This window comes from Cupriavidus sp. OV096 (assembly GCF_900115455.1).
GTDB lineage: Bacteria > Pseudomonadota > Gammaproteobacteria > Burkholderiales > Burkholderiaceae > Cupriavidus.
The window spans coordinates 254,551-269,949 of the sequence record NZ_FOWM01000001.1; the positions used below are offsets into that span (position 1 = coordinate 254,551).

General features: G+C 67.8%; 13 protein-coding genes. 1 reads left to right on the forward strand and 12 read right to left on the reverse strand.

The genetic code is table 11. The annotated features are described in order from the left end of the window. Positions 1-5: 5 nt before the first annotated feature. Positions 6-758, reverse strand: coding sequence for a 5'/3'-nucleotidase SurE (surE, locus tag BM115_RS01205; protein WP_092289713.1), 753 nt, complete (start codon positions 756-758; stop codon positions 6-8). A 151-nt stretch (positions 759-909) separates the two neighbouring features. Between surE and BM115_RS01210 the strand changes: the two genes are divergently transcribed. Continuing rightward, a complete protein-coding gene (locus BM115_RS01210) occupies positions 910-1,884 on the forward strand; it encodes an NADPH:quinone oxidoreductase family protein (RefSeq protein ID WP_092289715.1) in 975 nt (324 codons plus the stop codon). Between the two features lie 82 nt (positions 1,885-1,966). On the opposite strand, the gene BM115_RS01215 is transcribed toward BM115_RS01210, so the two are convergent. The 11 genes from BM115_RS01215 to BM115_RS01265 all read right to left on the reverse strand — a co-directional run bounded on the left by BM115_RS01215 (position 1,967) and on the right by BM115_RS01265 (position 15,260). After that, the gene (locus BM115_RS01215) at positions 1,967-2,758 is read right to left on the reverse strand and encodes an ABC transporter permease (protein ID WP_092289717.1); all 792 of its coding nucleotides are present in this window, start codon (positions 2,756-2,758) and stop codon (positions 1,967-1,969) included. Positions 2,759-2,793: 35 nt separating this feature from the next. After that, positions 2,794-3,606: an ABC transporter ATP-binding protein gene (locus BM115_RS01220; RefSeq protein WP_092289719.1), complete on the reverse strand. Its 813-nt coding sequence runs from the start codon at positions 3,604-3,606 to the stop codon at positions 2,794-2,796. Positions 3,607-3,711: 105 nt separating this feature from the next. After that, complete coding sequence (locus tag BM115_RS01225; RefSeq protein WP_092289721.1) at positions 3,712-4,755, reverse strand: ABC transporter substrate-binding protein; 1,044 nt, start codon at positions 4,753-4,755, stop codon at positions 3,712-3,714. Between the two features lie 251 nt (positions 4,756-5,006). After that, complete coding sequence (locus tag BM115_RS01230; protein WP_092289723.1) at positions 5,007-5,984, reverse strand: Bug family tripartite tricarboxylate transporter substrate binding protein; 978 nt, start codon at positions 5,982-5,984, stop codon at positions 5,007-5,009. Between the two features lie 53 nt (positions 5,985-6,037). After that, positions 6,038-7,006, reverse strand: coding sequence for a hydroxymethylglutaryl-CoA lyase (locus BM115_RS01235; protein WP_092289725.1), 969 nt, complete (start codon positions 7,004-7,006; stop codon positions 6,038-6,040). Continuing rightward, positions 7,003-8,199 carry a CaiB/BaiF CoA transferase family protein gene (locus tag BM115_RS01240; RefSeq protein WP_092289727.1) on the reverse strand — a complete coding sequence of 399 codons (1,197 nt, stop codon included), beginning with the start codon at positions 8,197-8,199 and terminating at the stop codon, positions 7,003-7,005. The genes BM115_RS01235 and BM115_RS01240 overlap by 4 nt, the downstream gene beginning before the upstream one ends. Positions 8,200-8,396: 197 nt before the next feature. After that, positions 8,397-9,302, reverse strand: a complete 906-nt coding sequence (locus BM115_RS01245) for a LysR family transcriptional regulator (protein WP_092289729.1) — start codon at positions 9,300-9,302, stop codon at positions 8,397-8,399. Between the two features lie 23 nt (positions 9,303-9,325). Next, positions 9,326-9,940: a recombination mediator RecR gene (gene recR, locus BM115_RS01250; RefSeq protein WP_092289731.1), complete on the reverse strand. Its 615-nt coding sequence runs from the start codon at positions 9,938-9,940 to the stop codon at positions 9,326-9,328. A 25-nt stretch (positions 9,941-9,965) separates the two neighbouring features. Further along, on the reverse strand, positions 9,966-10,292 hold the full coding sequence (locus BM115_RS01255; protein ID WP_092289733.1) for a YbaB/EbfC family nucleoid-associated protein: 327 nt from the start codon (positions 10,290-10,292) through the stop codon (positions 9,966-9,968). A gap of 78 nt (positions 10,293-10,370) precedes the next feature. After that, positions 10,371-12,707, reverse strand: coding sequence for a DNA polymerase III subunit gamma/tau (locus tag BM115_RS01260; RefSeq protein WP_092289735.1), 2,337 nt, complete (start codon positions 12,705-12,707; stop codon positions 10,371-10,373). Between the two features lie 42 nt (positions 12,708-12,749). Then, positions 12,750-15,260, reverse strand: coding sequence for an adenosylcobalamin-dependent ribonucleoside-diphosphate reductase (locus tag BM115_RS01265; protein WP_092290833.1), 2,511 nt, complete (start codon positions 15,258-15,260; stop codon positions 12,750-12,752). Positions 15,261-15,399: the final 139 nt, after the last annotated feature.

Genomic DNA, 15,399 nt, shown 5'->3' on the forward strand with positions numbered 1-15,399 from the left:
CACGCCTACCCCAGCCACTGTCCGAGTTGTTCGAGCTGCGCGCGATGGGTCAGGTCGAGCTGCAACGGCGTCAGCGAGACAAACCCATTGGCGGTGGCGTGGAAATCGGTGCCTTCGCTCGCGTCGCGCGCGTCGCCGGCCGGGCCGATCCAGTAGTTGGTATCGCCACGCGGATTCACCTGCGTGATGACCGGCTGCGAAGGATGGCGCTTGCCGAGGCGCGTGGCGCGCTGGCCCTTCAGATGTTCGAACGGCAGGTTCGGGATGTTGACGTTGAGCAGGAACGGCTCCTGGGGCGGGCTGGCGATCACGCGCTCCACGATCTCGCGCGCCACGCGCGCGGCGGCGTCCAGGTGCTCCCAGCCCTTGTCCACCTGCGAGAACGCGATGGACGGGATGCCGAACAGATAGCCCTCGATGGCGGCGGCCACGGTGCCCGAGTACAGGACATCCTCGCCCATGTTCTGGCCCTGGTTGATGCCGGACACTACCAGGTCGGGCCGATCCTCGAGCAGGCCGGTCAGCGCCACGTGCACGCAGTCGGTGGGCGTACCATTGATGAAACGGAAACCCTTCTGCACGCCCTCGCGCGCCTCGAAAACCGAGAGCGGACGTTGCAGCGTGAGCGAATTCGACGCACCGCTATGGTTCTGCTCGGGCGCGATCACCGTCACGCGCGCAAGCGGGGCGAGCGCGGCATGCAGAACGGCAAGGCCCGGCGCGAGATAACCGTCGTCGTTGGCGAGAAGGATATGCATGGCCGCGATTGTACCCGAGCAAAGCGGCCATCGCGGCACCAAAACGGCGTGGAACCGCCGCCCGACGCGAACAGAACGATCGTGCTTTTTTGCGCTACACTTCCCGGAGCGCAGACCATCGCCACACCACAACACCACCACCGGAGACAAGATGAAAGCCGTACTCTGCAAAGCCTGGGGCCCGCCCGATTCCCTTTCGCTCGACACCCTCCCGGACCTCGTGCCCGGCGATGGCGAGGTCGTCATCGACGTCAAGGCCGCCGGGGTCAACTTCCCCGACGTGCTGATCATCCAGAACAAGTACCAGGCCAAGCCGGCGCTGCCTTTCTCGCCCGGTTCGGAGCTGGCCGGCGTGGTCAACGCGGTGGGCGCGGGCGTGACGCACGTCAAGCCCGGCGACAAGGTCATCGCCTATCTCGGCAACGGCGCCTTCGCCACGCAGGCCAAGGCCCCGGCGAGCGCCGTGGTGCCGATGCCGCCCGGCATCGACTTCGACGTGGCCGCCGCCTTCACGCTGACCTACGGCACCTCCCACCACGCCGTGGTGGACCGGGGCGAGCTGAAGGCTGGCGAGACGATGCTGGTGCTGGGCGCGGCCGGCGGCGTGGGCCTGGCGGCCATCGAGATCGGCAAGGCGATTGGCGCGCGGGTGATCGCGGCGGCGTCTACCGACGAGAAGCTGGCGGTCTGCAAGGAGCACGGCGCCGACGCGCTGATCAACTACAGCACCGAAGACCTGCGCGAGCGCGTCAAGGCGCTGACCGACGGCAAGGGCCCGGACGTCATCTATGACCCGGTTGGGGGGATTTATGCCGAGCCGGCCTTCCGCTCGATCGGCTGGCGTGGCCGCTACCTCGTGGTGGGCTTCGCCAACGGCGAGATCCCGAAGATGCCGCTGAACCTGGCCCTGCTCAAGGGCGCGTCGCTGGTCGGCGTGTTCTGGGGCGATTTCGCCCGTCGCGAGCCACGTAACAATCAGGCCAATATGGCGCAGATGCTGGGCTGGATGAAGGAAGGCAAGATTCGCCCGCACATCTCGGCACGCTACCCGCTGGAGCAGGCGCCGCAGGCGCTGAAGGACATGGAAGCGCGCAAGGTGACCGGCAAGATCGTCATCATGCCGTAACGCTTCTCCGCCCTTCCCCGGCCTGTCCTTTGTCTGGACATGGCCGGGAGAGGGCGAATTCAACAACGTTTAACGCAGTATTTCAGAGTTTTTCGGTCTCACCCGAACTCGGCTGCCACTTCATCAGCCGCATCTCCCCCACCGTCACCATCCAGTCCAGCACCAGCGCGCACGCGGTCAGTACTACGATGCCCGCGAACACCGTGTTGATGTCGAACGTGCCTTCGGCCTGGAGAATCAGGTAGCCCACGCCGCGCGCGGAACCCAGGTACTCGCCCACCACCGCGCCCACGAACGCCAGACCCACTGACGTGTGCAGCGACGAGAACACCCAGCTCGTGGCGCTGGGCAGGTACACGTGGCGCAGCAGTTGCTTCTGGTTCGCGCCGAGCATGCGTGCGTTGGCCAGCACCACCGGACTCACTTCCTTCACGCCCTGGTAGACGTTGAAGAAGACGATGAAGAACACCAGCGTCACGGCCAGCGCCACCTTCGACCAGATCCCCAGCCCGAACCAGACCGCGAAGATCGGCGCCAGGATCACGCGCGGCATCGAGTTGGCCGCTTTCACATACGGGTCGAGCACGGCCGAGGTGAACGGGCTCAACGCCAGCCACAGCCCCACGCCCAGCCCGGCCACCGTGCCGATGCCGAACGCCAGCACCGTCTCCAGCAGCGTCACGCCCAGGTGGATATAGATGTCACGCTCGACGACGAACCAGGTCCAGATGCGCTTCGCCACCATCAGCGGTTCGCCGAAGAAGAACGCCACCTCTTGCGAGCGCGTGGCCGCATGCCACACCCCCAGGATCACCACCAGCACCAGCAGCTGCCACACACGCAGCATGCCCTTAGAATCCGCTCGAAAAGCCATATCGTTGTTCTACGAGTTTTTGTATCGTCAGAGGGTCAGGCGACCTTGCGCTGCTGCGCGTAGCCCTTGAGCACTTCCTCGCGCAGCACGTCCCAGATGGCGGCGTGCAGCTCCACGAAGCGCGGATGGTTGCGGACTTCCGCCACGTCGCGCGGACGCGGCAGGTCGATCGCAAATTCGCCAATCGGATGGGTGCCCGGGCCGGCCGACAGCACCACCACGCGGTCACTCATGGCGATGGCCTCGTCCAGGTCGTGCGTGATGAACAGCACGGCCTTTCGCTTGGCGGCCCAGAGGTCCAGCACCTCGTTTTCCATCAGCTGGCGGGTCTGGATGTCCAGCGCCGAGAACGGCTCGTCCATCAGGATGATGTCCGGGTCCAGCACCAGCGTCTGCGCCAGGCTCACGCGCTTGCGCATGCCGCCCGAGAGCTGGTGCGGATAGCGGTCGCCAAACCCACCCAGGCCCACGCGGCGTAGCCATTCCTCGCCCTGCGCCTCGGCCTCGGCGCGCGGCACGCCGCGGAATTCCAGGCCGGCAATCACGTTGTCCAGTGCGCTGCGCCACGGCATCAGCGCCTCGGACTGGAACATATAGCCGGCGCGGCGGTTGATGCCGACCAGCGGCTCGCCGAACACGCGCACGGTGCCGCTGGAAGGCTCCAGCAGGCCGGCGCCGACGTTCAGCAGCGTGGACTTGCCGCAGCCCGTGGGGCCCACCACCGAGACGAACTCGCCGGGCTGGATGGACAGCGTGACATCGCGCACGGCGGTGTAGCGCTGGCTGCGGTCCTCGCGCGAGACGAAGGTGCAGGTAACGTTCTCGAGGGAAAGTGCGGGCGTGCTCATTGCTCGAAGAAAACTCGTCGAAAAACTGGACTCAGAGAAAACACAAGCCCGCCGAGCGTTGCGCGCGCGGCGGGCGGCGTGAAGGCGGGTGCGCTGACTTGTCGATTACTTGTACTTGGCGTTGGCGCGCTGGACGAACGTGTTCGTGAACGTGTTCTCGAGCTTGATCGACTTGCCCTTCAGCTCAGGATCGAACTGCTGCAAGGTGTTCAGCGCCGTCTTCGGGCCATCAGCCGGCATCGTGCCGTCCGGCGAGATGGCTTCCTTGACCTGCTCCCAGGCGGCCAGATAGAGCGCGCGGTCGCCCAGCAGGTAGCTCTCGGGCACGGTTTTCACGATGTCCGACGGGCCAGCCTTCTGCAGCCACTTGAGCGCGCGGACCATGGCATTGGTCATCGCCTGCGTGGTGTTGGGGTTCTGCTGGATGAAGGCGGTCGAGGCATACAGGCAGCCCGACGGCATATTCCCGCCGAACACCGCCTGGGTTTCCTTGAGCGTGCGGGTGTCCGAGGCGATCTTCACCTCGTTCTTCTGCGTCAGCATCGACACCACCGGATCCAGGTTGGCCATCGCGTCGATCTGGCCCGAGCGCATGGCGGCCACCGCGCCGGCGCTGGCGCCCACGCCGATGAACGACACGTCCGACGGCTTCAGGCCCGACTTGGCCAGCACGAAGTTGGCCATCATATTGGTCGAGGAACCCGGCGCGGTCACGCCGATCTTCTTGCCCTTCAGGTCGGCAATCGACTTGAAGTTCGGCATGGTCTTGTTCGACACCACCAGCACGATCTGCGGCGCACGGCCCTGGAGCACGAATTCCTGGTACTGCTGGCCCTTGGCCTGCAGGTTGATGGTGTGCTCGTAGGCGCCGGACACCACGTCCGCGCTACCGCCGACCACGGCCTGGAGCGCCTTGGCGCCGCCGGCGAAGTCGACGATTTCCACGTCCAGGCCCTCTTCCTTGAAGTAGCCCAGGCGCTCGGCAATCGTCAGCGGCAGGTAATAGAAGAGATTCTTGCCCCCCACGGCGATGGTCACCTTGGTCTTCTCGGGCTTGCCCTGCGCCTGCGCGCTGCTGAAGGTGAACCACCCGGCCAGGAACAGGGCCAGTGCGATCAGCGCCCGCTTCCAGAATGTCTTGTCGTACATGAGATGCTCTCCTACCTGACTACCTGTTTTTGTTCGTTGCGTGCCGCCTTGCGGCAAATTGCGATGCTACTGGCCGCGGCCGGTGCCCGCATCGGGATCAACACCTACCGGACGATGCAGACATTTGGCGGACATTGCCAACGCAACGCAATGCCGGCCGTAAACGCAGCGCGGCGGCGCACAGTGTACGTGCGCCGCCTTTCGATCACCTTGCCATGGTCGGAATGTCTGGCTCCGTGACCTCCTCCGCTTTACTCCGCGTGGATGTCGGCGGACTTGATGACCTTGCCCCAGCGCGTCAGTTCGGCCCGCTGGTACTGATCAAGCTGCTGCGGGTTCATGTAGCGCGCCTCGGCGCCCAGTTCCTCGGCCTTCTTGCGGAAGGCATCGGACTTCATGATCTTCTCGATCTCCGAAGTCAGCTTGTCGATGACGGGCTTCGGCGTGCCGGCCGGCGCGTACATGGCGAACCACGACGACACGTCCAGGTCGGGATAGCCCGCCTCCGGTGCCGACGGCACGTCCTTCAGGCTAGGCAGGCGCGTCTTGCTGGTCACCACCAGCGGGCGCAGCTTGCCGGCGGCGATATGGCCCATCAGCGGCGGCGGCGTGGTGATGGTCAGGTCGACGTTGCCGCCCAGCAGGTCGGTCATCGCCGGGCCGGTACCTTTGTATGGCACATGGGTAATCTTCGTGCCGGCCTGCAGGTTCAGCAATTCCGTGGACACGTGCTGGAGCGAGCCATTGCCCGACGACGCGTAGTTGAGCTTGCCCGGATTCGCCTTGGCGTAGGCCACCAGTTCCTTGAGCGAGTGGACCGGCAGACTCGGCCGCACCACCAGCACCTGCGGGGCGGACAGCAGGTTCGCCACGGGCGCGAAGTCCTTCACCGGATCCCACGGCTGCTTGGTCAGCAGCGGCGTGATCACGTGGTAGCCCGAATACTGCACCAGCAGCGTGTAGCCATCCGGCTTGGCGCGCTGCACGGCCTGCGCGGCGATGGTGCCGTTGCCGCCCGGCTTGTTGTCGACGACGACCGACTGGCCGAGTGCCTTGGACAGCGGCTCCGAGATCAGGCGCGCGGCGATGTCCGTCGTGCCACCGGCCGCGGCGGACACCACCAGCATCACCGGTTTGTTGGGATAGGTGCTGTCCTGCGCCTGGGCGGCAGGTACGAGTGTCATGCCAGCCAGCAGCGCGGCGGCCGTCAGTTGAGTCTTGCGGTTCATGGTTGTCTCCGTGCTTGTTATATAGGGAAGCGAAGGGATCTGAATCTCTGGCGTTACTGCCCGGCGAAGTGCTCAGCCATCCAGGCCGGGGGTTGATGGGTGCGCAGGCGCGGGCCGGCGCGCAGCAGCTGGCTGGAAATTTCGCGCTCAACCAGTGCCGGCAGGCCCCCGACCACGGCCAGCAGGCCGTCCAGGTCTACGCCGGTGTCCACGCCCATCGACGCGAACATGTGGACGAGTTCTTCCGTGCTGACATTGCCGCTCGCGCCGGGCGCGTACGGGCAGCCGCCAAGACCGCCGGCGGCCGCGTCGAAGCGCGTGACGCCGGTCTGCCAGGCCGCGATGGCATTGGCCAGGCCCATGCCGCGCGTGTTGTGGAGGTGGATGGTCAGCCCGGTCTGCGGCAGCGCGCGCTGGAATGCCTCGCACATCGCCGCCACCTGGTTCGGATAGGCCATGCCCGTGGTATCACACAAAGTGATGCCCGACGCACCCGCATCGGCAAATCGGCGCGCCAGGGCCATCACATCGGCCTCGGGGATATCGCCCTCGAACGGGCAGCCGAACACCGTGGAAAGCGACACGTTCACCGGCACGCCAGCCTTGCCGGCCTCGTCGATCATCGCCGTCAGCTGCGCCTTGGACTGCTCGCGCGTCATGCGCAGGTTGGCGCGGTTGTGGGTTTCGCTGCACGACATGACGAGGTTCACCTCGTCCGGCTGGCACGACAGCGCGCGCTCCAGCCCGCGCAGGTTCGGCACGAGCACCGTGTAGGCCACGCCCGGCACCCGTTCGATCTGGTGCATCACGGCCTCGGCATCGGCCAGCGCGGGAATGGCGCGGGCCGATGTGAACGACGTCGCCTCGATGCGCGCGAAACCGCAGTGGGCCAGCGCGTTGACGAAGGCCACCTTGCCTTCGGTCGGCACGACCACCGGCTCGATCTGCAGGCCGTCACGCGGCGCCACATCGTTGATTTCGATCTTGGCCGGCCCGGCCAGCGGATAACGTTGGGCACTCATGCGATCACTCCTCGGGCGCGCAGGTCGGCGATGGCGGCCGCGTCGAAGCCGGATTCGGCCAACACGGCATCGGTATGCTCGCCCAGCGTGGGCGCGCGGTCATGGATGGCCCCGGGGTTGGCGGACAGCTTCGGGATGATGCCCGGCACTTCCACGCTCAGCCCCCGGGCCGACGTCACGGTTTCGATCACACCGCGCGCCCGGTAGTGCGGGTCTTCGGCGATGTCCTTGACCGTGTAGATGCGGCCGGACGGCACGTCGGCCTCGCGCAGCACCACCAGTGCGGACTCGACGGTCTGGGTCTGGGTCCAGGCGGCGATGGCGGCGTCGATCTCGTCCACGCGCTTCACGCGGCCGTCGTTGCGGGCCAGCGCGGGATCTTCGCCGAGGTCCGCGCGGCCCATCGCAGCCATCAGGCGGCGGAAGATTGCGTCGCCATTGGCGGCAATCAGCACATATTCGCCGCAACCGCAGGGATAGGCGTTGGACGGCGCGATGCCCGGCAGCGCGCCGCCAGCCGGCTGGCGCACGGCGCCAAAGGCCGAGTACTCGGGCAGCAGGCTTTCGCTGAGGTTGAACAGCGACTCATAGAGCGCCACGTCGATCACCTGCCCCACCCCGCCGCGCGCATCGCGCTCGTACAGGGCCAGCAGCACACCGAGGGCGCCATGCAGGCCGGCGATGGTATCGCCCAGCGAGAGCCCGGCGCGCACCGGCGGCCGGCCCGGCTCGCCGGTCAGGTAACGCAGGCCGCTCATGGCCTCGGCCACGGCGGCAAAGCCGGGTTCGTCCCGGCGCGGGCCGGTCTGGCCGTAGCCGGACACCCGCACCATGATCAGCTTCGGATTGGCGGCGTGGAGCACATCCCAGCCCAGACCCCACTTTTCCATGGTGCCGGGGCGGAAGTTTTCGATCAGGACATCGGCCTCGGTGGCCAGCTTGCGCACCAGCGCCTGGCCTTCCGCCTGACGGAGGTCGATGGCGATGGACTGCTTGTTGCGCGACTGCGCTTCCCACCAGACGGAGGTGTCTTCGTGGATCATGCGCCACTTGCGCAGGGGGTCGCCCTGGCCGGGCGGCTCCACCTTGACCACGTGGGCGCCGAAATCCGCGAGGGTCTTGGCGGCAAAGGGGCCGGCAATCAGTTGTCCCAGTTCCAGGACGCGAATGCCTTCGAGAATCTGTTGCGCCATGTGAGGTGTCTCCGTGATGACCGTGGCTGCCGCGCCGCATCGATCTGCGGGACTGGCTTTTCATGTTGGGTCGGAGTGTGCACCAGCGGCGCGGGCGACGGAATCGGCATTCCGGCAAGCGGGCTTTCTCGGAACGCGAAGGGGCGGGCTTACCCGGAGTTCGCCCGGGGATCCCGGGGGATGGCGCGGAGATCGCCTTAGAACGGCGCGCGGTCGCCGCAGAGATGGGTGATGAGCAGCCGCGCCGACACGGTCAGCCCGGCCGGATCGCGCATGCCGATCAGCAGCGAGCGGCGCGCCCAGGCGTCCTGCAGCGGCACCAGCGACAGCCCCATCGATTTCACGTGCGGCTCGGCCGCGATGCGCGGCAGCACGCCCACGCCCAGCCCGGCCATGACCATGCGGCACATCGCGTCGAAGCTGCGCACCTGGATGCGCAGCCGGAACTGCCGCTCCAGCCGGCTGCTTTCCTCGAGCAGCCGCGCCGCCAGCGAGGTCACCTGAGGCAAGCTCACGAAGTCGTATTCGAGCGTATCGGCGTAATGCACGGGCCCGCGCTCGGACAGCGGATGCCCGGGCGGCGTGATGATGACCAACTCGTCCTGCCGGTATTCCACGGTCACCAGCCCGGAGCTTGGCGTGCGATCGGCGAAGATGCCGACATCGGCGCGGTTTTCGACCAGCGCGGCGACGATCTCGCTGCTGTTCTGCTCCTCCAGCTCGATGCGGATGGTCGGATGCTGGCGCATGAACGCCGCGAGGTCGTCCGGCAGGAACTGGGTAATGGCCGAGGTGTTGGCGCACACGCGCACCTGCCCGCGCACGCCGGACGCGTAGTCCGACATCACGCCAGCCATCCGTTCCACGTCCTGGAGGATGGTCAGCGCATGGTGGTAGCAGGCCTGTCCGGCCTCGGTCAGTTGCACGCCGGCGGCGTGGCGGAAGAACAGCGGCGCGCCCACGGCGGCTTCGAGATCTGAAATCCGCTTGCTGGCGGCCGCCACGGCCAGGTGCGACTGGCGCGCGCCGGCCGAGATGCTGCCCTGTCGGGCCACGGCCACGAACAGGCCAAGCGTCACGAGGTCGAAGCGCGCCAGATTCATGTTTGTCCGAGGAAGTCCGATACCTACAGGCTACGCCGGTCCATGACGGCGCGGGCGATGGTGCCCGCGTCCACGTATTCGAGTTCGCCGCCCACGGGCACGCCGCGCGCCAGCCGCGACACCTTGAGCCCGCGCGACTTCAGCATCTCGCCGATGTAGTGCGCAGTGGCCTCGCCCTCGCTCGTGAAATTAGTGGCCACGATGACCTCGCCCACCGGTCCGCCGAGTTCGGGGTCCGTGGCGCGGGCCAGCAGCCGGTCCAGGTGGATGTCCTTCGGGCCGATGCCGTCGAGCGGCGAGAGCCGCCCCATCAGCACGAAATACTGGCCGCGATAGGTCAGCGTCTGCTCGATCATCACCTGGTCGGCCGGCGTCTCCACCACGCAAAGCAGCGAGGCGTCGCGCGCGGTGTCACGGCACGTCTCGCAGATCTCCTGCTCGGTGAAGGTGTTGCAGCGCTCGCAATGGCGGATGCCGTCGGCAGCACCGCGCAGCGCGTCGCCAAGCTTGCGTGCGCCGTCGCGGTCGTGCTGCAGCAGGTGATAGGCCATGCGCTGGGCGGACTTCGGCCCCACGCCGGGCAGCACCTTGAGCGCCTCGATCAGCGCCTGCAGCGAGGTGGGCGGCGCCGCTCTCATCGGCGCGCCCCTGTCAGATGCGTCATCAGAACGGCAGCTTGAAGCCCGGGGGCAGCGGCAGGCCGGACGTCATCGAGCCCATCTTCTCCTGCGTGGTGGCCTCGGCCTTGCGCACGGCGTCGTTGAACGCGGCGGCGACGAGGTCTTCCAGCAAGTCCTTGTCGTCGGCCAGCAGGCTCGGGTCGATGGTCACGCGCTTCACGTCGTTCTTGCAGGTCATCAGCACCTTCACGAGACCGGCGCCGGACTGGCCCTCAACCTCGATCAGGGCCAGCTGCTCCTGCATCTTCTTCATGTTTTCCTGCATCTGCTGGGCTTGCTTCATCAGCCCGGCCAGTTGACCTTTCATCATGGGGATACTCCTGAATCAATATGTGTGGATGGCGGGGCGGCGCCGGTGGTGCTGGTCTGGCCGCCCCGGGAATGGTTGTCAGGCGGCGCGTGGCTGGACGGAGCCGGGCACGATCTGCCCGCCGAACTCGCGCAACAGCCCCTGCACGAACGGATCGCCGTCAATCGTGGACTCGGCCTCGCGCTGGCGCTCGGCCCGTGCCGCTGCATCGACAGCAGCCGCCGTGTGCGTGACAGCGCCAATTTCGCACTGCACGCGCACTTCCACGCCGAATTGCTCGACCAGCGCGGCCTGGAGCCGTTCGGCGACATTGTTTTCGGCGATGGCCGCCACCGGCACGCGCAGGTGCAGGGTGCGGCCGACCACGCGGTGCAACTCGCTCTGGAACGCCAACTGCTGGGCCAAGCCCTTGAGCGGCAGCGTGGCGGCCAGCGTCGGCCAGTCGTCGGTGAACACGGGCGGCGTGCCGTCATCGGCGGCGCTTGGCGCCACGGGCGGAATCGCCGGGGCCAGTTGCACAGCCGGCTGAGCGGGCTGTGCGGCGGCCTCCGGTTCCGGCCGGCGCGCCGGCTTCGACTGCGGCGCGGCGCGGCTGGCGCGCGGCGCGGGTTCGAACGAGTCCGACTCGAAACCGCTGTCGTAGCCGCCGAAGCTCGGGTCATAGCCCGGATCGCTGTCGTACGGGCCGATCACCGGCAAATCGGGGGGCAATTCCTCCCAAGGCGGCACTTCGCTGCTGGCCGGCTTGGCTGCCGGGGCGGACTGCACCGGCTGCGGCGTCTGGGCTGGCCTGGCCGGCTGGGCAGCGGGTGCGGCCGGCACCTGCCGTGCCGGCGTGGCGGCCGTGGCCGGACGCGCCGCCGCAGGCGGACGCAACGGCTGGGCGGCAGGACGCGGGCTCGGCGCTGCCGCAGCAGCGGGCGCCGACATCGGCCGCGCGCCGCCACGGCCAGCCGTGGCCTGGCGGGCGGCCAGCAAGGCGGCCTTGGCGGGCGACATCGCGGCGGCATCGGCCACCGGTGCCGGAGCGGACGGCGCGGGCGCTTCCGCCCGGACCGGCGTCACCGGCTCGGCGGCGCGGACAGAAGGTGCCACGGGTGCGGGTCGAACCGGCTCGGCGGCCTGCACCGGAGCGACTGGCGCCACCGGAGCCGAAACAGCGGCAGGCGTGGGCACAGCAACCGGAACAGCAGCCGGGGCCATCGCCACCGGCGCAGCCGCCACACGCGGCGCGGGTGCTGCCGGCGCGGCGGGGCGCGGTCGGGCAACTTGCTGCTGGCCGCCACCGCCCTGCCCGCCCACCGTCGCCGGGCTGGCGGACGGCCGGAAGGCCAGCATGCGCAGCAGCGTCATGGTGAAGCCGGCGTACTCGTCCGGCGCCAGTGCCAGTTCGTTGCGGCCAATATTGGCAATCTGGTAGAACAGCTGCACTTCCTGGGCGTCGAACACGCCAGCCAGCCGCCGTACTTCGTCAGCCTCGGGCCATTCGTCCTGCACGGACGCCGGCACGGCCTGCGCCAGCGCCACCTTGTGCAGCAACGAGCCCAGATCCTGCAGCGCGCCGGCGAACGACAGGCTGCGGTCCGCCATCGCATCGGCAATCCCGAGCATGGCGGCGCCGTCCTCGGCTGCCAGCGCGTCCAGCAATTGCACGAGGTAGCTCTGGTCGATGGCGCCGAGCATGCCGCGCACGGCCTCCTCGGAGACCTGTCCGGCGCTATAGGCGATGGCCTGGTCGGTCAGCGACAGCGCGTCGCGCATCGACCCATGGGCCGCCTGGGCCAGCAGCCGCAGCGCGTTGCCGTCATGGCCGATGCCTTCCTGGCCCAGGATATGGTCCAGATGCGAGACGATATGCCCCGGCGGCATCTGTTTCAGGTTGAATTGCAGGCAGCGCGACAGCACCGTGACCGGAATCTTCTGCGGATCGGTGGTGGCGAGGATGAATTTGACGTGTCCGGGCGGCTCTTCCAGCGTCTTCAGCATCGCGTTGAAGGCGTGGTTGGTCAGCATGTGGACTTCGTCGATCATGTAGACCTTGAATCGGCCCACGGTCGGCGCGTAGACCGCCTTGTCCAGCAGTTGCGCCATTTCGTCCACACCCCGGTTGGACGCCGCGTCCATCTCGATGTAGTCGACGAAACGGCCGCTGTCGATCTCCAGGCAGGCCTTGCACTGGCCGCACGGCTGGGCCGTGATGCCGCCCGCCCCGTCAATGCCGGTGCAGTTGAGGGCCTTGGCCAGGATCCGGGAGAGCGTGGTCTTGCCCACGCCACGGGTGCCGGTGAACAGGTAGGCGTGATGCAGCCGCTGCTGTTCCAGCGCGTGCGTGAGCGCGCGGACCACGTGCTCCTGGCCCACCAGCGTGGTGAAATCCCTGGGGCGCCATTTGCGCGCTAGAACTTGATAACTCATGGCGCCGATTGTAGCAAAACGCGCCGCCCCGAATGGCGCCGATTAACCGCACTCCCCCACGTAGCCGCAATTGGCGCATTTGGCGCAGCCATCCACCTTGTGCAGGGCGTGGGCGCCACACTCGGGGCAAGGCTTGCCGGTGCCCACGCCGGGGTTGTGGCCGGCCGGGGCCGGCCGCGTCGGGTTGCCGGCCAGCGCCAGGGCCGGTTCGCCGGCCTGGAACGCGTCCCGCCCGGCCAGCCGGGCCGCCAGCGCCGCCGCCGGCACCTGGGCGCCGTCCTCGTCCAGGAACCCGCGCTTGATCAGGATGCGCTGGAGCGCGTAGCTGATGGCGGCCACCTCGGAATCATGGAAACGCGGCACCTCGGTGCCGTCCTGGCGCACCAATGCACCATATCGGACCGTGCCCTTGTCCCAGACCACGTTGCGCATGTCCGCCAGTGCCTTGGCCACCGGGCCGCCGGAGCGCGCCACCATCGACAGCAGCCGCATGGTCGAGGTGATCCACTGCTGCCCCTCGGTGCGCTGGCCCGCCGGCATGAAGAACTCGAGCGGCCGCTCCACCGTCACCGGCTTGCCATCGATGACGCCCGAGACCCGCATGAAGTTCACGGTCAGGTAGACGGTCTTGTGGCCCTCGTAGGTCAGATACTCCACCTTGGACGTCACGCCTTCCAGGTCTCCGAGCGGCCGGCTGTTGAACGGGCGCGTCAGCGGATCGTCGTCCGGGGTGGCCGTGGTGGCGGTGGAGGCCGTCGCCGGGGCGGCGGCAGGCGTGACCGAGAGCACGGCGCCCAGCACGCTGTTGGGCCGATAGGTCGCCAGCCCCTTCAGGCCGGCCTTCCAGGCCTCCAGGTAGAGGTTGCGGAAGGCCTCGTACGGATAGTCCTCCGGCACGTTGACGGTCTTGCTGATGCTGGTGTCGATATAGGGCTGCACCGCCTCCAGCATGCGCATATGGTCCAGCGCCGACATCTGGAGCGCGGTGACGAAGCTCTCCGGCAGCCGCTCCATGTCGGCGCCCATGTGGCGATACAGTCGCCAGGCGTGATCGGCCACCTCGAACGATCGGTAACTGTCGTCCGGCATCCGCTTGCGGCGGTTGTAGGTCCACGAAAACGCCGGCTCGATGCCATTCGACGCGTTATCGGCAAATGCCAGCGTGATCGTGCCCGTTGGGGCAATGGAGAGCAGGTGCGAGTTCCGCAGGCCATGCGCCCGGATGGCGTCGCGCACGGCCTCGGGCAGCCGGCTCACGAAGCCGCCGGCCAGGTATTGGTCGGCCTCGAACAGCGGGAAGGCGCCCTTCTCGTCGGCCAGCTCCACCGATGCCAGGTAGGCATGGTCGCGCATGGCTTCCGAAATCCGCCCGGCCAGCTCGCGCGCGGCATCGCCGTCGTAGCGCAGGCCGAGCATCACCAGCGCGCTCCCCAGCCCCAGGAAGCCCAGGCCGATGCGGCGCTTGGCGCGGGCCTCGGCCTCCTGCTCGGGCAGCGGCCAGAACGTGACGTCCAGCACGTTGTCCAGCATGCGCGTGGACACCCGCACGACCTCGGCGAAGGCCTCGAAATCGAAATAGGACTCGGCCGTGAACGGCTGGCGCACGAAGCCGGTCAGGTTGATCGACCCGAGGCAGCAGCAGCCATACGACGGCAGCGGCTGCTCCGCGCACGGGTTGGTCGCCTCGATGGTCTCGCAGTAATAGAGATTGTTGTCCGCGTTGATCCGCGACAGGAACAGGATGCCCGGCTCGGCATGGTCATACGTGGCCTGCATGACCTGGTCCCAGAGCTGGCGGGCCGGCACGCGGCGGTAGACCCACTGGCCGTCATCACGCCGATAGGCGCCGGCGGCGATCATGTCCATGCCCGGCTCGGCCTCGTGGACCAGTTCCACCTCGCCATCTGCCTCCACGGCCTGCATGAACGCATCGGTCACGCCGATCGAGATATTGAAGTTGGTGAGGTCGCCCTGGTCCTTGGCGTGGATAAAGCTCTCGATATCGGGGTGGTCGCAGCGCAGCACGCCCATCTGCGCGCCACGCCGGGCGCCGGCGGACTCCACGGTGGCGCAGGAAGCATCGAACACCTTCATGAACGACACCGGCCCGGACGCGCGCGAGTGCGTCGCGCGCACGAGCGCCCCGCCGGGGCGGATGGCCGAGAAGTCGTAGCCCACCCCGCCGCCGCGCCGCATGGTCTCGGCCGCCTGGGCCACGGCCGCGTAGATGCTGGGCTTGCCGTCGCGCGCCTCGGAAACCGAGTCGCCCACGGGCTGGACGAAGCAGTTGATCAGCGTGGCCTGGATACCCGTGCCAGCGGCGGAATTGATCCGCCCCGCCGGCACGAAGCCGTTCTCCAGCGCCCAGAGGAAGCGCGCGCCCCACATCTCGCGCCGGTCGGCCGGCTCGGCCTCCGCCAGCGCACGCGCCACGCGGGCACGCACATCGGCAATGGTGCTTTCCTCGCCCTTGGCGTACTTCTCCAGCAGCACTTCGGTGGAAATGTCCTGCGGCGCCAGCGCGCCGCGCAAGATCTGGTCGTTTGCGTTCATGTCCTGGCTCATTCAGATGGAACGATTTTTCCAGTCCGCCATGCTGCCAGCGATCCTCCGGCGCACAGCCTGCGTCAGATCAAACTAGCTAGAACAAATCGTATTCCAACTAATTTCGGGACGCCGCCGGCCGGTTGCG